Genomic DNA, 17,818 nt, shown 5'->3' with positions numbered 1-17,818 from the left:
GTTTCGCGCAGTCCATGTGGGAGCTGGCTTGCCAGCGATGGGCTGTAAAGCAGCCCCCTCGTCACGCCACCTCAGCCCGGGCAAAACGGTAAGTCGTCACCACGCACAACAGCAACCCTGCCAGGGCCAGCGCGCCCCCGACAAAACCGATGTTGCCCAGGCCCATGTGCACGCTGACCAGGCTGCCGATCAAGGCCCCGGCGCCAATGCCGATGTTGTAGATGCCGGAGAACATGGCCATGGCCACGTCGGTAGCATCCGAGGCGAGGATCAGCACCCTGGACTGCAGCGCCAGGCTGAAGCACATGATCGCAACACCCCAGAACACGCTCAAGGTGCCCAGCAGGCTGAAGTCGCCAGACAACGGCAGCAACAGCAGCAGACAAGTCGCCAGCATGGCGATCGCCCCGATCAGAAAACCCTGCGGGAAGCGCTCGCTGTAGCGGCTGAACAGCACTGAACCAAACACCCCGGCACCCCCAAACAGCAACAGCAGCACGGTGGTCAGCTCACCGCCGATCTGCGCCACATTCAGGGCAAACGGCTCGATGTAGCTGTAGGCGGTGAACTGCGCGGCAATCACCAGCGCCACCAGCACATACACGGTCACCAGCGCCGGGCGCTTGAACAGCACCGGCACGCTGCGCAGCGAGCCGGAGTTCTGGCTCGGTAGCAGCGGCAGGGATTTGACCAGGCACAGCAAGGTCGCCAGGGCCACCCCGGCAATCGCCAGGAAAGTGGTACGCCAGCCCAGGGCCTCGCCGACCACCCGCCCCAGCGGAATGCCCATGACCATCGCCAGGGTGGTGCCGGTAGCCAGCAGGCCCAAAGCCTTGGCCTGTTGCCCCGGCGGCGCCACGCGCACCGCCAGCGAGGCGGTAATGGCCCAGAACACCGCATGGGCCAGGGCAATGCCGATACGGCTGAGCAGCAGCATGCCGAAGCTCTGCGCCACCCCCGAGAGCAAATGGCTGAGGATGAACAGGGCAAAGACGATGATCAGCAACTTGCGCCGCTCGATGTTGCGCGTCAGCAGCATCATCGGCAACGAGGCCAGGGCCACCACCCAGGCGTAGATGGTCAGCATCAGGCCAACCTGGGCGGTCGACATGTCGAAACTGCGGCCGATGTCGCTGAGCAGCGCCACCGGGACGAATTCGGTGGTGTTGAAAATGAAGGCCGCCAAGGCCAGGGCGATGACACTCAGCCAACTGCCGGTTCGCGCATCCACGGATGTATTCATGAGTAAAGCCTTGCTCCGAGTCGTTTGCGGTTGCCGGGAACGAAAACGCGCCCAGCGCCAGACACTCACGCCGGTCGGGCCTGAGTGAAGCGTGTGCGCTGAGGAATGAGTTATAAGTATGCGGGGTATCGCTTGCTGGCAAGGATAGTACGTCAGCACCGATGCTGTCACAACCGCGCAGGCGTGGAGTACCATGACCCGATTCGTTCATGGAAGATTCCCCGCTATGTCTGCCCCCTCCCCCGCTTTGGCCAACATCCTCGACAATGACAGCCTGATCGCTGCCCTCGACCAGGGCCTGGAGCCCTCCTACCTGTACTTCTGGGGCCACCGGCAAAAGGTCGAGGGCAAGCCGGACAAAAGCTGCTTTAGCCAGTGGTTCGAGGCCGGGTTCAAGCAGCAGGGCATCCACTACCCCAGCGCCGAGCACTACATGATGGCCGGCAAGGCGCGGCTGTTCGACGACCAGGTCACCCTGGAGAAAATCCTCGCCGCGCGCACGCCCGCTGACGCCAAGAAGCTCGGCCGCGAAGTCGCCGGGTACGATGACGCCGCCTGGGTGGCCGAGCGCTCGGCCATCGTCGAACAGGCCAACCTGCTCAAGTTCGAACAGAACCCGGGGCTGCGCACGTTTTTGCTGTCCACCGCTGGCCAGGTGCTGGTCGAGGCCAGCCCGGTGGACCGCATCTGGGGCATCGGCCTGGACGCCAAGGCGCCGCAAGCGGCTGACCCACGCCAGTGGCAAGGCCTGAACCTGCTCGGCTATGCGCTGATGCGCGTGCGCGAGCGCCTGGCCGGCTGAGGCCCCGGCGCAGGATTTTTCTGCGCTGCTACACTTTATTCGCGCAGATGGAGGATTCCCTCATGTCCGATAAAGAGATCACCACAGCCCTTAACCTGATCAACCAGCGCCAGGCCCGGCTCGCTTCGGCGTGCAAGGAGATTGCCGACTGGATCGACCGCCAGGGCGATGTGCCGGTGGCCGGCAAGATCCGCGACACCCTCAAGGCCGTCGAAGCCGACGAACAGCTGGTCAGAAAAACCCTCACCTCGCTGAGCGTTGAACGCCCACTGCCCCGGTTCCGCTAGCCCACAGAGGCTGGCGGCGGGTGGTAGGCGCACTTCAGGTTGATCCTTCAAGACCCTGGGTCGCCGGTACCAGGCGCCGTTCTTCGCCTTCGATTTTCCGCAGCTTCTGGCACCTTCCGGTGACTGGCCGTCAATGAATATCCTTTACGACGAAAACGTCGATGGTGCCCTGCCCGCAGTCGACAAGCAGGCGCTGCTGCAGGCCTTGCAGCTACAACTGCCGGATCTCGATGTCCTCCACGCCGAGGAAGACCTCAAGCCCTACGAATGCGATGGCCTTTCGGCCTACCGCACCACGCCAATGCTGGTGGTACTGCCGCATACCCTCGAACAGGTCCAGGGCATCCTCAAGCTGTGTTTTGCCCGCAAGGTGCCGGTGGTCGCGCGCGGTGCCGGCACCGGCCTGTCGGGCGGCGCCTTGCCGCTGGAGAAAGGCGTGCTGCTGGTGATGGCGCGCTTCAACAAGATCCTCGCCATCGACCCGGTCGCCCGCACGGCACGGGTGCAGCCTGGGGTGCGCAACCTGGCGATTTCCCAGGCCGCCGCGCCCTTTGACCTGTACTACGCGCCCGATCCGTCGTCGCAGATTGCCTGTTCGATCGGTGGCAACGTTGCCGAGAATGCCGGCGGCGTGCACTGCCTGAAGTACGGCCTGACCGTGCACAACCTGCTCAAGGTCGAGATCCTCACCGTCGAAGGCGAATGCCTGACCCTCGGCGCCGACAGCCTCGATGCCCCGGGTTTCGACCTGCTGGCGCTGTTCACCGGCTCCGAAGGCATGCTCGGGATCATCACCGAAGTGACGGTCAAGCTGCTGCCCAAGCCGCAGGTGGCCAAGGTGCTGCTGGCGGCCTTCGACTCGGTGGCCAAGGCCGGCCGAGCGGTCGGCGATATCATCGCGGCCGGGATCATTCCCGGTGGCCTGGAGATGATGGACAACCTGGCCATCCGCGCCGCCGAAGACTTCATTCATGCTGGCTACCCGGTGGAGGCCGAGGCGATCCTGCTGTGCGAACTGGACGGCGTCGAAGCCGATGTGCACGACGACTGCGACCGGGTTCGCGCCCTGCTCGAGCAGGCCGGCGCCAGCGAAGTGCGCCAGGCCCGGGATGAAGTGGAGCGGGTGAAGTTCTGGGCCGGGCGCAAGAATGCCTTCCCGGCGGTCGGGCGGATTTCTGCCGATTACTACTGCATGGACGGCACCATCCCGCGCCGCGAGCTGCCCCATGTGCTGCAGCGCATCGCTGCGCTGTCGCACAAGTACGCGCTGCGGGTGGCCAACGTTTTTCATGCCGGCGACGGCAACATGCACCCGCTGATCCTCTTCGACGCCAACCAGCCGGGCGAGCTGGCGCGGGCCGAAGCCTTTGGCGGCGAAATCCTCGAACTGTGCGTGAGCGTCGGCGGCAGCATCACCGGCGAACATGGCGTGGGCCGCGAGAAGATCAACCAGATGTGCGCGCAGTTCAGCAGCGACGAGCTGACCCTGTTCCACGCGGTCAAGGCAGCCTTCGACCCCCATGGCCTGCTCAACCCCGGCAAGAACATCCCCACCCTGCAGCGCTGCGCCGAGTTTGGCGCCATGCATGTGCACGCCGGGCAACTGCCCTTCCCCGACCTGGAGCGCTTCTGATGCTTGCGCACAACAATGATGCCAGCCAGGCGCTGCTGGAGCAGGTCAACCAGGCTCGCGCCGAAGGCACGCCGTTGCAGATTCGCGGCGGCGCCAGCAAGGCCTTTCTCGGCCGGCAGGTCGCCGGCGTTGCGCTCGATACCCGTGAACACCGCGGCATCGTCAACTACGACCCGACCGAGCTGGTGATTACCGCCCGTGCCGGTACGCCCCTGCACGAGCTGTCGGCTGCGCTTGAGGCTGCCGGGCAGATGCTGCCCTGCGAGCCGCCACACAGCGACGACGGCGCCACCCTCGGCGGCATGGTTGCTGCCGGCCTGTCCGGGCCACGTCGGCCCTGGGCAGGCTCGGTGCGCGACTATGTGCTGGGCACCCGGGTGATCAGCGGCCTGGGCCTGCACCTGCGCTTTGGCGGCGAGGTGATGAAGAACGTTGCCGGTTACGACCTGTCGCGCTTGATGGCCGGCAGTTTCGGCTGCCTGGGGCTGATCAGCGAAGTGTCGCTGAAGGTGCTGCCCAAGCCGCGCAGCGAAGCGCACATCGCCCTGCACATCGACCCGCAACAGGCCCTGCTCAAGCTGGCGCAATGGGGCCAGCAACCGATCCCGATCAGCGCCGCCTGCCATGACGGTACGGTGTTGCGCCTGCGCCTCGAGGGCGGCGAAGGCTCGGTCAAGGCCGCCCGCGACCGGCTCGGTGGCGAGCGTTTCGAGGCCAGCTGGTGGCAAAACCTGAACAACCGTCGCCTGGCTTTTTTCGCCGACCCGCGCCCGCTGTGGCGTTTGTCGCTACCCAACAACAGCCCGGCGCTGGCGCTGCCTGGCGCGCAACTGCTGGACTGGGCCGGTGCCCAGCGCTGGCTCAAATCCGAGGCCCGGGCCGAGACCATTCGCGCCGCTGTCAGCCGCCTGGGCGGCCATGCCACTTGCTACAGCGCCAGCGACAGCCCGTTCCAGCCGCTGCCCGCAGCCTTGCTGCGCTACCACCAGCAACTCAAGCAGCGCCTCGACCCACAAGGGATCTTCAACCCCGGGCGGATGTACGCGGAGATCTGAGCCATGCAAACCACCTTGAGCGATGCCGCCAAACGCCTGGCCCGCGCCGAAGAAGCCGAAAGCATCCTGCGCACCTGCGTGCACTGCGGCTTCTGCAATGCCACCTGCCCGACCTACCAACTGCTCGGCGACGAGCTGGACGGCCCGCGCGGACGCATCTACCTGATCAAGCAGGTGCTCGAAGGCCACCCCGCCAGTGCCAAGACCCAACTGCACCTGGACCGTTGCCTGTCGTGCCGCAACTGCGAAACCACCTGCCCGTCCGGCGTCGATTACCACAACCTGCTGGATATCGGCCGCGCCGTGGTCGATCAGGCCGTGCCTCGCCCGCCCCTGCAACGGGCCTTGCGCCGTGGGCTGCGCAACCTGGCCAGCCACCCGGCGGCCTTCAAGCGCCTGGTGCAGCTGGGACGCAGCGTCGACAGCCTGCTGCCGGCACCGCTCAAGGCCAAGCTGCCGCGCTCGGTGCCCCCCGCGCAACCCCGTCCACAGCCCCGCCATCCCCGGCGCGTACTGCTGCTCGAAGGCTGCGTGCAACCGACCCTGTCACCCAACACCAACGCCGCCACGGCGCGGGTGCTCGATCGCCTGGGCATCAGCGTCACCGCGGCGCCCCAGGCCGGCTGCTGCGGTGCTGTCGACTATCACCTGGATGCACAAGCCAGCGGCCTTGAGCGCGCCCGGCGCAACATCGACGCCTGGTGGCCGGCCATCGAGGCCGGTGCCGAAGCCATCGTGCAGACGGCCAGCGGTTGTGGCGCCTTCGTCAAGGAGTACGCCAAGCTGCTGCAGGGCGATGCGCAGTACGCCGCCAAAGCCCGGCGGGTCAGCGAACTGGCCAGGGACCTGGTCGAGGTCATCAGCGTCGAGCCCCTGGAACCACTGGCCTGCCACAGCGGCCAGCTGCTGGCGGTGCATTGCCCATGCACCTTGCAGCATGCGCAGAAGCTTGGCGGCAGCGTCGAAGCCCTGCTCAAGCGCCTGGGTTTCAACCTCAGCAACGTGCCCGACGGCCACCTGTGCTGCGGCTCGGCCGGCACCTATTCGCTGACCCAGCCGACGTTGGCCAGGCAGTTGCGCGACAACAGGCTCGATGCCCTGGAAAGCGGCCAGCCGGACCTGATCGTCACTGCCAACATCGGCTGCCAGACCCACCTCGACGGCGCCGGACGCACGCCGGTGCGCCACTGGATCGAGCTGCTGGACGAGGCGCTAGCGAAGTCGCCAACCCTGGCATAAGCTCAATCGGGCAACCCCTGTTCGACAACCCGAGGACTCGTCATGCGTCAGCTTCTACTGGTCTCATTGCTCGTCGTAAGCCCGGCCGTTCTGGCCAAGACCGAATGCAGCACCGCCGACAAGGTGCAATGGCAAGACCAGAACAACTTCCAGGAAGAACTGAAAAAACAGGGCTACGAGATCAAGAAGTTCAAGGTCACCGATGGCAACTGCTACGAGATCTACGGCAAGAACAAGGACGGTAAAAAAGTCGAGATCTACTTCGATCCGGTCACCGGTAAAAAGGTGAAGGAAGAGATCGACTGAAGTGAGCGGCGATAGCCTGCGCCTCTGGGACCCGGTGGTGCGCCTGTGCCACTGGTCGCTGGTGGTGGTGTTTGTCGGCGGTTATTTTCTCACCGAAGAAGGCGACGGCTGGCACCGCTGGCTGGGCTATTACGGCCTGGCGATCGTGCTGCTACGTAGCGTATGGGGCTTTGTCGGCACCCCGGCGGCGCGCTGGGCGGACTTCTGGCCGACGCCAACACGACTGCAGTGGCACCTGCAGGCGTTGTACCGCGGCGAAAACTGCCACCGCCTCGGGCATTCGCCGTTGGGCGCACTGGTGATGGTACTGATGTTGCTGCTGATGGCCGGCCTTGGCGTCAGCGGTTTCATGATGGAAGAGATCTATTACTTCTGGGGTGAAGACGGCCTGCGCGATATCCATGAGTTGATGGCCGACGCCCTGCTGGCGCTGGTGTGCCTGCACATTGCGGCGGCGCTGTTCGAGAGCTGGCGGCTGAAGGAGAACCTGCCGCTGTCGATGCTCACCGGCCGGCGGCGCCAGCGTTGAAACGGGGCAACGCAGCCGCTGCTGCGCTGCCCCGGCACTGGCGTCAGAAGCGGTAGTTGGTGCTCAGCTCGAGGGTCCGGGGCGCCCCGGGGGTGATCAGGTCCACCGAGCCGTGGGCCGAGGCGTAGTAGTCGCGGTCAAAGACGTTACGCAGGCGCAGGGCCATGTCCCACTTCGGCTGGTTGTACAGCAGTGCAGCGTCCACGGTGGTGTAGGACGGCATCACCACGACGTTATCCAGCGCGGTATAGCGTTCGTCCACATAGTTGGCGCCCATGCCCACACGCCAGTGTTCGGTCAACGAGCGCACCAGCCACAGGTTGGCGCTGGTGCGCGGGGTCAGGGTCGGGGTCTGGCCTTCGTTGGCCACGCCGTTGGTGCGGCTGGTGGACTTGGTGATTTCGGCATCGAGGAAGGCAAAGCCGCCGTAGACCTGCCACTTGTCCGTCAGTTGCCCGCTCAGCGTCGCTTCGAAGCCGTCGGTACGTTGCTCACCCGCCAGCACCAGCTGCGCCGGGTTGGCCGGGTCGGTGGTTTTCATGTTGGTGCGTTCCAGGCGGAACAAGGCCGCAGTCAGTGCCAGGCGGCTGTCGAGCAAGTCCCACTTGGCGCCGATTTCGTAGTTGGTGGTCTCTTCCGGTTCCAGGCCCTGGTTGCCGGCACTGAGGGCGAACACTTCCGACGAAGGTTGGTAGGAGCGGCTGACCGACACGTAATAGGACTGGATCGCGTCCGGCTGGTAGACCAGGCCGATGCGCGGGCTCCAGGTGGTGTCGGTACGCGACAGGTCGGTGCGGGTCAGGTCGTCGCCGTACTCCTGGTCAAACACGTCGTAACGCACCCCGAGCAGGGCCTTCCACTGCGGCGCCAGCTCAATCAGGTCCTGTACGTAGAAACCTGCGGTGTCCTGGGTGGTGGTGCCCTTGGCGGTCTGGCGGTTGGCCTGGAACGGCACATCAACCAGGCCGTCGCGGAACACCGGCACCTGGGCCACGTTGTTCTGGCTGAACACACTCTGGTCCTTGACCTGACGGCCGAGCTCCACGCCGTACAACAGGTTGTGGTTCATGCCGGCCAGCACGGCCTGCTGCTTGAGCTCGGTCTGGTTGAACCAGCCGTCTTCGGTGCGTTGCACGTTGCCGCGATTGAGCTTGACCAGCAGTTCACCATTGGCAGCGGTGACGAAGCGGGTCGGGCTGGAATCAGCCAAGGTGTTGTTGCGGTCCAGGTCGTAGTGGTAGTAGCGGCTGGTGTTGCTCAGGGTGAAGCTGTCATTGATCCGGTAGTCGACGCCGGCGCTGAAGGAAAACACCTCGCTGCGGGCGTAATCGTCATCCGGGTCGGCGGCGCCGAAGCGCTTGTCGCGGTCGACATCGACCGGGCGCTTGCCCAGGGCCGGGATGCCGAAATCGATCAGGCGCTTGTCGTACAGGTAGGTGGCGCCCAGGTTCAGCTCCAGGTCATCGGACAGCTTGAAGTAAGCCGAGGGTGCCAGGGCCTTGCGGTCGATGTAGCCATCGTCGCGGAAGGTGTCGCTGTCTTCCAGGGCGCCGGTCAGGCGAAACGCCTTGTCACCCTGCTGCTGGTCGGCCCAGCCGGTGTCGAACTGGGTACGGCGCTTGCCCTCGCTGTCGAAGCTGACCCCCACTTCCTGCACCGGGTTGAAGGTGGGCTTCTTGCTCACGCTGTTGATCAGGCCGCCGGAGGAGCCACGGCCATAGAGCACGGCCGCCGGGCCCTTGACCACCTCGACCCGCTCGACATTGGACAGATCGCGGTAATACAGGGCGTCGTCGCGCATGCCATCGACATACATGTCGCCAATGGCACTGAAACCGCGAATCGTCACCTGGTCGCGCTGGCCGTCACCGTTGGACAGGCCGATACCCGGCACGTTCTTCAGCACATCCTCCATCGATTGCGCGCCCTGATCCTTGATCACGCTTTGCGGCACGACGTTGACGGTTTGCGGAATATCGCGCAGTGGCGCGTCGATTTTCAGCGCACTGCGGCTTTCACTGGCCTTGTAGCTTTGTTCTTCATAGTTGCTGTTGACCGAGGTTGCCGGAATAGCCAGGGTTTCAGCGTGCAGCGCTGGAACGACCAGGACACCGAGCACGGAGAGAGAAGCCGGGTGAATGCGCGAAAGAGCCACCATGCGATCCTTTTTTTGTAAAGATTGTAAAGGGGCGCAAATGGTAACGATTTGTAATTGCGAATTAAATACTATTACGATTTAAATATTTTGACGTCACGCACAAAAAAGCCAGGCTGCGGTTCTTGACTGCAGCCTGGCTTGTTGTCGAGCGCGTGGCGGCGATCAATGCATGTGCTGGTGGCCCGACATGGCTTCAGCATTCAGCGCCCGCACCGGCGCCTTCACTTCAATGCTCTGCTTGACGCCCTTGGCATCCTCGACCACCAGGGTCAGCGGCACCTGCTCGCCTTCCTTGAGCTGCTGGTTCAGGTCCATGAGCATCACGTGATAACCGTTAGGGTCGAGGCTCACTGCCTTGCCTGCCGGCAGCGGCACACTGTCGACCTCGCCCATTTTCATCACGTCATTTTCCATGGTCATCTGGTGCACCTGCACGGTCCTGGCCACCGGCGAGGCCACGCTGAGCAGCTTGCTGTCAGTGCTGGCAGTGAGGATCATGAAGGCACCGCTGGACTTCTGGTGTGGCACGGTGGCCCGCGCCCAGGCGTCGCTGACGGTGGTTTCAGCCATGGCCGGCAAGGCCAGGCCGATCAGGGCCAGCGCGGCCAGGGTACGTTTGACAGGGTTGCGAAGCATTAACACACCTCCATGACAGTGAGCAGGTCTTCTGCGCACTCTTTTGCATTGAGCGAATGGGACAGGCCCAGGCGCAGCTGGCCGCGGGAATCGAAGACGTAGCTGGTCGAGGTGTGCGAGATGGTATAGGTATCGCCGGCTGGCACCTTCTCGTAGAACACCCCGAACTCCCGGGCTGCCGCCGCGGTTTCTTCAAGGGTGCCGGACAACGCCACGAACGACGGGTCGAACGCCTTGACGTAGGCGTCGAGCACCTCGGGGGTATCGCGCTCGGGGTCGAGGCTGATGAACACCACCTGCAAGAAGCCGGCGTCGCGGCCCATCAGCTTCTTGATCTGCGCCGCGCGCGCCAGGGTGGTCGGGCACACCGCCGGGCACTGGGTGAAACCGAAGAACACCATCGGCATCGAACCCCAGAAACTCGACAGGGTTCGGACGTTGCCTTGGGTATCCTTGAGCTTGAACGAACGGCCGAGGATCTTGTTGCTCATGTCCTTGCCGTACTTGAAGTCCAGCGCGCCTCCGGAACGGGGGTCGCAACCTGCAAGGGCGCCGAGGCCCAGCAGGCTGATCCCGGCAACAACCTGGCGCCGGGTCAGTAAATCAGTCATGTAACCATCCTTTTGGGAAGGTGCCAGCCCCTGGATAGAGGGCATGTCGAGAAACCTTCGCATTTTGTCATGGCGGTGGACGCAGGTTCCAGCGCGCAGCGACCCGTACGTCTGTATCCCAGTATTTACGGGGTGCGGCCTGTTGTCGCAGGCAGTGACAAGAAACATCCGGCAACGTCTACGGTAATAGTGATGCATCCCGTCCCGCCCATCATTCGTGGAGCCCTCCCCCATGCTCAGCAAAGCCGTACTGACCCAACAGGAAGTCGCGCAACTGCTTGCCGCCGCCCGCGCCGAAGCCCAGGCCAACCAGTGGGCGGTGAGCATCGCCGTGGTCGATGACGGCGGCCACCCACTGGCCCTGGAACGCCTGGACGGCTGCCCGCCGATCAGCGCCTACATCGCCCAGGAAAAGGCCCGCACCGCAGCCCTCGGGCGCAAGGAAAGCAAGGTCTATGAAGACATCATCAACGGCGGGCGCACGGCCTTTCTCTCGGTGCCTGTGCTCAACGCCACCCTGGAAGGCGGCGTACCGCTGCTGGTCGATGGCCAGGTGATCGGCGCGGTCGGCGTCTCCGGGGTCAAGTCCGAGCAGGATGCGCAGGTGGCCAAGGTGGCGATCGCCGCACTGCTGGCCCAGTTGGCCGGCTAAACACTGACAAACTCGAACTGGGTGTATTGCACCCCTTCGGGCGTCTCAATGGTTTGCGCATGTGCCCCCGCCGGCAAGACCCTTGGCCAGAAGCGCAGGCCGGCGAGGTTATCCGCCAGTACCGATAGCTCCCACGGGCCACGGTGCAAATCGAACAGCCCCTGCGCCGCAGCATGGCCGACCCCTGCCAGGCGATAGGCACTGACGACATAGAACTCGGCCAGTTCGGACACCGCGCGCTCTGGCTGCTGGCGAACCAGGGCAAACCCTGCTATTTCGTCCTCAACCAGCAGCAGGTAGGCAAATCGCCCTGGCTCCTGCCAGTAGAGCGGTAAATAAGGGTAGTCCCCGTCGACACCGAGTTCGCGCAAATACTCCGGAAGCATCGCCTCAAAGTGTTGTTTTTCACGCTCAAGTGCAGGTTTGATCTGAACCTTCATGCCGTTAATTTCCTACATCAGTCACAAAACGGTACACATCCTGCTTGCTGCGACGCGGCGCATCCTATGATGCGCCTTTCGTAACGACACATAAGGAAAAGTGCCGTGTTCAAACCGTTAGCAGTCGCTGTAAGCCTGGGTTGTGCAATGTTGTCATCCGGCGCCAGCGCCTACGAATATGGCGAGTATGCCGGTCAGACCCTGGACCGTCTGATCAACGACTACCCCGGGCGTTACCGGGGTACCGCCAGTTTCGAAGGTGCTACCGCCCTGATGCAAGCGCAACTGGGCTACGGCTACCAGACCCGTCGCCAGGACTTCACCTGGGCCGGCAACCGCAGCTCGCAGAACGTCATCGCTTCAGCCCCGGGCCAGAACAGCACCTACGTGGTGCTCGGCGCCCACTACGACACCTACTTCGGCCGCCCCACCCTGCAAGGCCTGGACGACAATGCCTCGGGCGCTGCGGTACTCACCGAGATCGCCCGCAACCTCGGCGGCGTGGCCCTGGAGAACGGCCTGGAAGTGGTCGGTTTTGGTGCCGAGGAAGAAGGCCTGCGCGGTTCGCGTGCCTACGTCGCCTCGTTGAGCGACAGCCAGCGCGCCAACCTGCTGGGCATGATCAACCTCGACAGCCTGATCACCGGCGACAAGATGTACGCCCACGCCGCCAGCAACAGCGTTGCCAACCCGGCCCTGGGTGCCTACCGCGACCAGCTGTTGCGCATCGCCCAGGAGATGAACATCCCGCTGTTCACCAACCCTGGCCTCAACCCCGCGTACCCGGCCGGCACCGGCTGCTGCAGCGACGGTGAAAGTTTCAAGGACCTCAACGTGCCGGTGCTGTTCATCGAAGCGACCAACTGGGAGCTGGGCGAGCTGGACGGCTACGAGCAGACCGACAACCCGGCGATCCCCGGCGGCTCGACCTGGCACGACCCAGCCGAAGACAACCAACAGGTGCTGACCAACGCCTTCGGCCAGCAGCGCATCGACCAGCGCTTGAGCGACTTCTCACGGCTGCTGACCCGCCTGGTGCTGGAGCTGACCAACGCCGACCTGCTCGCCGCCACTGCTTCCGGAGGGGCCATGGCCCGGCAGATGGAAGACCAGTTGCAACGTCAGCACCAGGCCCTGACCCGCCTGCATGACCGCCGATGGCTGAGCCTGCTGGACGCCTCACGGGCGGTCGGCAGTTTTGACGGTGAGGTGGGTGTGGAAGGCGAGGTTTCGCCTGACAGCGGCTTCGATGCGCCGGGCAATCCGGAGTCGAAACGCGTGGGGGTCTATGGTGTCGGGGACTACCGCCTCAACGAAGCCCTCACCGTCGGCGCCAGCCTGAGCTTCCAGCGCAGCCGCGATTCCCTCGACCATGGCGGGCGCATCGAAGGCGACGCTTGGCAGGCCGGGCTGTTCGCCCTGCTCAACGATGGCGGCCCGCAATGGCTGGCCGGCGAGCTGAGTGCCGGGCATACCCGCTTTGATAGCAAGCGTTCGGTGTACATCCAGGCCAGCAACGGCCCGGTGCTGCTCGACCAGCGCCTGAGCGGCGACACCTCGGCGTGGTTCTGGGGCGCGCGGGTGGACGGCGGTTACGACTTCAGCTTCGGCGCCTTGAAGACCGGCCCGGTCGCGGGCCTGGACTACATGCACTACCGCATCGACGACTTCCACGAAGACGAAAGCCTGCGCACCGCCCTGGGCTACGAGAAGCAGAACTACGACGCCCTCGAAGCCAGCCTCGGCTGGCGCCTGCATGGCAGCGTCGGCCTGGGTGCGAACATGGCCCTGCAGCCCTACGCCAGCGTGCGCTGGGTCCGCGAACTGGCCGATGGCCGCCTGGATGAGATCGACCTGACCAGCAATGCCGACGGCCGCGTGCGGGTGGCGGACATGGGCAGTGTCGACAAGGACTTTGGCCGCGCGCAGTTGGGTGCGCAGTTGATGTTCACCGAGCAGCTGGGGGTGTTTGCCGAAGTCAACAGCCGCTTTGCCCACAGCGAGGGCAATCAGGCCGGCTACTCGCTGGGCGTGCAATGGCAGTTCTAACCCTGTAGGAGCGGGCTTGCCCCGCGATAGCGGTCTGTCAGTCATATCGCTATCGCGGGGCAAGCCCGCCCCCACAGGAATAAAAGGATATAAAAATAACTAAACAATCTAACTATTTGGAATAAAAAAATTGAAGGGCCTGGCCGGGCTCCTTATATTTTCGGGCATGCCTTGCCCTTGAATCCCAGGAGTCCGCCCATGTCGCACACGCCCCATTCCCCCCTGCGTCGCCTGCTCACCGGTGGCCTGTTTGCCGCCTTCGCCGCGCTGCTGCTGCCCGGCCCGCTGGCCCATGCCGAACCGAGCAAAACCCTGCGCATCGGCTACCAGAAGTTCAACAGCATCAACATCCTCAAAGGCAGCGGCGCCCTGGAAAAAGCCCTGGCACCGCAAGGGGTGAACGTCAGCTGGTACGAATTCGCCGCCGGCCCACAACTGCTCGAAGCCTTGAGCACCGGCGCCATCGACCTTGGTCATGCCGCCGATGCGCCGTCGGTGTTTGCCCAGGCCGCCGGCAAGCCGGTGGTGTACCTGGCTGCCGAGCAGCCGTACCCCAAAGGCATCGGCCTGGTGGTGCGCGAGCAGGACCACATCGCCAACGTCGCCGCCCTCAAGGGCCAGCGCGTGGCCACCGGACGCGGCTGGAACGCCCAGTACCTGCTGGCCGTGGCCCTGCAGGACGCCGGCCTGAGCTACAAGGACATCACCCCGGCCTACGTCAACAATGCCGCCGACGCCGTGGCCGCACTGCAGTCGGGTAGCGTCCAGGCCGTTACCCTCTGGGACCCCTTCCTCGCCGCCGCGGAAAAACAGCCGGGCCTGAAGAACCTGCGCGACGGCAGCGGGCTGTCCAATAACCGCACCTTCTACCTGTCGTCGGCGGCCTTTGCCGACGACAACCGCGCGCTGTTGAAAACCTTCTTCAGCGAATTGGCCAAGGTCAGCAGCTGGGCCAACCAGCAGCCCGACGAAGTCGCCGCCCTGCTGGCGCCGCAACTGGGTATCGGCGCCGACGTGTTGCAGGTAGCCAGCGAGCGCCGCAACTACAACGCCGTGGCCATCGACGCGAAGATCACCGCCGAACAGCAGAAGCTCGCCGACACCTTCCAGGGCCTGGGCCTGATCCCCAAGCCGCTGAACGTGGCTGACGCGGTCTACCCGGTGTCGGTCCTGCCCTGAGTGCAGCCCATGTCCAGCCAGATCTGACGCCAGGCACTATGCTCTGAACATTTGCCCGGTAATGGAACCGTTCATGAGCCTTCGCTTTGCTCTCTGTGCGTTGCTGGCCGTCAGCACCTGCGCCAGCGCGGCCGAACCCTGGCATCTGGTGCAGGACGACGACGGCATTCAGGTCTACCTCAGCGACGTGCCGGGCTCCCGGTACCAGCAGTTTCGCGGCGTCGCGCTGATCAAGGCCAGCGTGCCCACCCTCAGCGACCTGCAGGAGAACCTGCGGGTCGCCTGCAAATGGCTGTACGGCTGCGCCGACATGCGCCTGCTCAAGGTCGATGGCGACAGCACCTGGGTCTACCTGACCACTGCCCTGCCCTGGCCGGCCAGCACCCGGGACATGGTGATCCAGGTGCAGAGCGAGCGCCGCGACGACGGCAGCCTGGTGCGTCGTCTCAAGGCCGTGCCCGGCATGGTCAAGCATGTACCGGGGCAGATCCGCGTGCGCCAGCTCAAGGGCCTGTGGACCTTCGTGCCCAAGGGCGAACAGCTCACCGAAGTGACCTACGAACTACAGGCCGACCCGGCCGGGGACATCCCCTCGTGGCTGGCCAACCAGTTCGTCCTCGATGCACCTGTCATCTCCTTGCGCACCTTGCGTGCAGTGGCTGAACGCCAGGGCGGCGCAGCGCCCTGAGCAGGGCCTGCATGGATTTTGTCGTCCACGGCTTGTTGCCGGGCCAGGGCCGAGCCTTAGCCTCGAAGCCGTGTGCCATAACGACAAAAAATGGAGTTGCCATGCCCTGCCTACCCCTGCACCCGCGTACGCGCCTGGCCAGCCTGATTGCTGCCGCCTGCCTGAGCCAGACCCTGCATGCCGCCCAGGCACCGGTTGGTGCCAGCGAACAGACCCGCAGCAGCAATGCCGCCGTGCTGACGCAACTGCCCTTCAGCGACCGCGCCGATTACGAAGCAGTCACCCGCGGCCTGATCGCGCCGTTCGACGGCCAGGTCAGCGATGCCGCCGGCAAACCGGTGTGGAACCTTGAGGGCTATAAATTCCTCGCCGCGCAAGACCGCCCCGACAGCGTCAACCCCAGCCTCTGGCGCCTGGCCCAGCTCAACGCCCACGCTGGCTTGTTCGAAGTAGCGCCGCGGCTGTACCAGGTGCGTGGCCTGGACCTGGCCAACATGACCCTCATCGAAGGCGACGACGGGCTGATCATCATCGACCCGCTGACCACCGCCGAAACCGCCCGCGCCGCGCTGCAGCTGTACTACCAGAACCGCCCGCGCAAACCGGTGGTGGCGGTGATCTACAGCCACAGCCATACCGATCATTTTGGCGGCGTGCGCGGGGTGATCGACGAGGCCGACGTCAAGGCCGGCAAGGTCAAGGTGTTCGCCCCCAGCGGCTTCATGGAACACGTGATGAGCGAGAACGTCTACGCCGGCAACGCCATGAGCCGTCGCGCCCAGTACCAGTTCGGTCTGTACCTGCCGCGCGGCGCCCAGGGCCAGGTCGACACCGGGATCGGCAAGGCGTTGGCCACCGGCGGCAGCATCACCCTGATCGAGCCCAGCGACCTGATCAGCAAGCCGTACGAGACCCGCACCGTGGCGGGCATCGAGCTTGAATTCCAATTGACCCCTGGCACCGAAGCACCGGCGGAAATGAACCTGTACCTGCCGCAGTTCAAGGCCCTGGGCATTGCCGAAAACGCCTCGCAGACCATGCACAACATCCTCACCCCGCGCGGCGCCCAGGTGCGCGATGCCAAGGCCTGGTCACAGTACCTGGACGCCAGCCTGACGCGTTACGGCGACAAGACCGAAGTGCTCTTCGGCCAGCACAACTGGCCGACCTGGGGCGCTGAACAGGTGCGCACGCTGATCGCCGACCAGCGCGACATGTATGCCTTCCTCAACGACCGCACCCTGCACCTGCTCAACCAGGGCCTGACGCCGATGGAGATCGCGCAGAACATGCAGACCCTGCCCGGGGAGCTGGCGAAGAAGTGGTACACCCGTGGCTACTACGGCTCGCTGAGCCACAACGCGCGGGCGGTGTACCAGCGCTACATGGGCTTTTACGACGGCAACCCGGCCAACCTCAACCCGTTGCCGCCGGTCGAGAGCGCCCAGCACTATGTCGAGGCCATGGGCGGTGGCGAGGCGGTGCTGGCCAAGGTGCGTGCGGCAATGGACAAGGGTGAGTATCGCTGGGCGGTGCAACTGGGCAACCAGCTGCTGTTTGCCCAGCCGGACAATGCCCGGGCACGTAGCGTGCAGGCTGAGGCGATGGAACAGCTGGGTTACCAGAGCGAGAACGCCACCTGGCGCAACATGTACCTGACCGGTGCCATGGAGTTGCGCAATGGTGTGCCGAGCCAGGCGGGCAGTTCGGTGTCGGTGGACATGGTGCGGGCGCTGACTGCGGACATGTTCTTCGACTACATGGCGGTGCGGGTCGATGTCGACAAGGCGGTGGGCCATGACCTGAACCTGAACTGGAGCTTCACCGAGCCGGATCAGGCCTTCAACCTGACCTTGCGTAACGGCGTACTGACCCATCGTGCGGGTTTGAACCCCAAGGCTGATGCGAGCTTGAGCATGAACAAGGCGACGCTTGAGCAGATCAGCCTCAAGCAGCTGGACTTCCCGACGGCGATGCAAAAGGGCTTGATCAAGGTCGAAGGCAACGGCAAGAAAATCGCCGAGTTGCTGGGCACCCTCGACAGCTTCAGCCCGCAGTTCAATATCGTCACGCCTTGAGGGCCTCATCGCGGGTCAAGCCCGCTCCTACAATGGATCGGTGTACACCGGACCTGTGGGAGCCGGCCTTGCCGGCGATCGAGTCCGCAGGGGTCGTAATCCAGGCAACACTGATGTGCTGACTGGACTGGCCTCATCGCTGGCAAGCCAGCTCCCACAGTGGATCTGTGTACGCCGGCCTTGCCGGCGATCGAGCGCGCAGCGGTCGTAATCCAGGCAACACTGATGTGCTG

Annotated in this window: 17 protein-coding genes; 12 read left to right on the top strand and 5 right to left on the bottom strand. The window is 64.5% G+C overall.

All coding sequences use genetic code 11. From position 1 onward, the window contains the following. Positions 1-61: 61 nt before the first annotated feature. Positions 62-1,243, bottom strand: coding sequence for a sugar transporter (locus ABM562_RS20285; RefSeq protein WP_460423100.1), 1,182 nt, complete (start codon positions 1,241-1,243; stop codon positions 62-64). A 226-nt stretch (positions 1,244-1,469) separates the two neighbouring features. Between ABM562_RS20285 and ABM562_RS20280 the strand changes: the two genes are divergently transcribed. The 7 genes from ABM562_RS20280 to ABM562_RS20250 all read left to right on the top strand — a co-directional run bounded on the left by ABM562_RS20280 (position 1,470) and on the right by ABM562_RS20250 (position 7,094). Beyond that, positions 1,470-2,045: an NADAR family protein gene (locus ABM562_RS20280; protein ID WP_233673756.1), complete on the top strand. Its 576-nt coding sequence runs from the start codon at positions 1,470-1,472 to the stop codon at positions 2,043-2,045. Between the two features lie 62 nt (positions 2,046-2,107). Next, entirely contained in the window at positions 2,108-2,332 is a 225-nt protein-coding gene (locus tag ABM562_RS20275) for a hypothetical protein (RefSeq protein ID WP_460423098.1), read from the top strand. A 133-nt stretch (positions 2,333-2,465) separates the two neighbouring features. After that, the gene (glcD, locus tag ABM562_RS20270; protein WP_115087540.1) at positions 2,466-3,965 is read left to right on the top strand and encodes a glycolate oxidase subunit GlcD; all 1,500 of its coding nucleotides are present in this window, start codon (positions 2,466-2,468) and stop codon (positions 3,963-3,965) included. Next, positions 3,965-5,020, top strand: a complete 1,056-nt coding sequence (gene glcE, locus ABM562_RS20265) for a glycolate oxidase subunit GlcE (RefSeq protein WP_115087539.1) — start codon at positions 3,965-3,967, stop codon at positions 5,018-5,020. Before glcD ends, glcE begins: the two co-directional genes overlap by 1 nt. Before the next feature lie 3 nt (positions 5,021-5,023). Next, the gene (glcF, locus tag ABM562_RS20260; RefSeq protein WP_460423096.1) at positions 5,024-6,259 is read left to right on the top strand and encodes a glycolate oxidase subunit GlcF; all 1,236 of its coding nucleotides are present in this window, start codon (positions 5,024-5,026) and stop codon (positions 6,257-6,259) included. Positions 6,260-6,301: 42 nt separating this feature from the next. After that, positions 6,302-6,565, top strand: coding sequence for a PepSY domain-containing protein (locus tag ABM562_RS20255; RefSeq protein ID WP_115087537.1), 264 nt, complete (start codon positions 6,302-6,304; stop codon positions 6,563-6,565). Position 6,566: 1 nt separating this feature from the next. After that, positions 6,567-7,094, top strand: a complete 528-nt coding sequence (locus tag ABM562_RS20250) for a cytochrome b/b6 domain-containing protein (RefSeq protein WP_258578049.1) — start codon at positions 6,567-6,569, stop codon at positions 7,092-7,094. Between the two features lie 43 nt (positions 7,095-7,137). Here the strand turns inward: ABM562_RS20250 and ABM562_RS20245 are convergent, their stop codons facing one another. The 3 genes from ABM562_RS20245 to ABM562_RS20235 all read right to left on the bottom strand — a co-directional run bounded on the left by ABM562_RS20245 (position 7,138) and on the right by ABM562_RS20235 (position 10,499). Continuing rightward, on the bottom strand, positions 7,138-9,252 hold the full coding sequence (locus ABM562_RS20245) for a TonB-dependent receptor (protein ID WP_460423093.1): 2,115 nt from the start codon (positions 9,250-9,252) through the stop codon (positions 7,138-7,140). Positions 9,253-9,414: 162 nt separating this feature from the next. Further along, positions 9,415-9,888: a copper chaperone PCu(A)C gene (locus ABM562_RS20240; RefSeq protein ID WP_115087534.1), complete on the bottom strand. Its 474-nt coding sequence runs from the start codon at positions 9,886-9,888 to the stop codon at positions 9,415-9,417. Next, positions 9,888-10,499, bottom strand: coding sequence for an SCO family protein (locus tag ABM562_RS20235; protein ID WP_036996237.1), 612 nt, complete (start codon positions 10,497-10,499; stop codon positions 9,888-9,890). The genes ABM562_RS20240 and ABM562_RS20235 overlap by 1 nt, the downstream gene beginning before the upstream one ends. 232 nt (positions 10,500-10,731) lie before the next feature. On the opposite strand from ABM562_RS20235, the gene ABM562_RS20230 reads away from it, so the two are divergent. Beyond that, a complete protein-coding gene (locus ABM562_RS20230) occupies positions 10,732-11,151 on the top strand; it encodes a heme-binding protein (RefSeq protein ID WP_346616854.1) in 420 nt (139 codons plus the stop codon). Here the strand turns inward: ABM562_RS20230 and ABM562_RS20225 are convergent. Then, on the bottom strand, positions 11,148-11,591 hold the full coding sequence (locus tag ABM562_RS20225) for a GNAT family N-acetyltransferase (protein WP_460423090.1): 444 nt from the start codon (positions 11,589-11,591) through the stop codon (positions 11,148-11,150). The genes ABM562_RS20230 and ABM562_RS20225 overlap by 4 nt on opposite strands. A 105-nt stretch (positions 11,592-11,696) precedes the next feature. Between ABM562_RS20225 and ABM562_RS20220 the strand changes: the two genes are divergently transcribed. The 4 genes from ABM562_RS20220 (at position 11,697) to ABM562_RS20205 (ending at position 17,585) form a co-directional block, all read left to right on the top strand. Then, entirely contained in the window at positions 11,697-13,640 is a 1,944-nt protein-coding gene (locus ABM562_RS20220) for an autotransporter outer membrane beta-barrel domain-containing protein (protein WP_115087531.1), read from the top strand. Positions 13,641-13,838: 198 nt separating this feature from the next. Then, positions 13,839-14,819 (top strand): aliphatic sulfonate ABC transporter substrate-binding protein, encoded by a 981-nt coding sequence (locus ABM562_RS20215; RefSeq protein WP_233673761.1) that lies wholly within the window; start codon positions 13,839-13,841, stop codon positions 14,817-14,819. Between the two features lie 73 nt (positions 14,820-14,892). Then, positions 14,893-15,507, top strand: coding sequence for an START domain-containing protein (locus ABM562_RS20210; protein ID WP_233673762.1), 615 nt, complete (start codon positions 14,893-14,895; stop codon positions 15,505-15,507). A 101-nt stretch (positions 15,508-15,608) separates the two neighbouring features. Further along, entirely contained in the window at positions 15,609-17,585 is a 1,977-nt protein-coding gene (locus tag ABM562_RS20205; protein ID WP_258578053.1) for an alkyl/aryl-sulfatase, read from the top strand. Positions 17,586-17,818 lie beyond the last annotated feature (233 nt).

The sequence above is a fragment of the Pseudomonas sp. ZL2 genome, assembly GCF_054788455.1.
The sequence above is the reverse complement of the archived record's forward strand: the minus strand, read 5'-3'. Positions and strand labels throughout refer to the sequence as shown.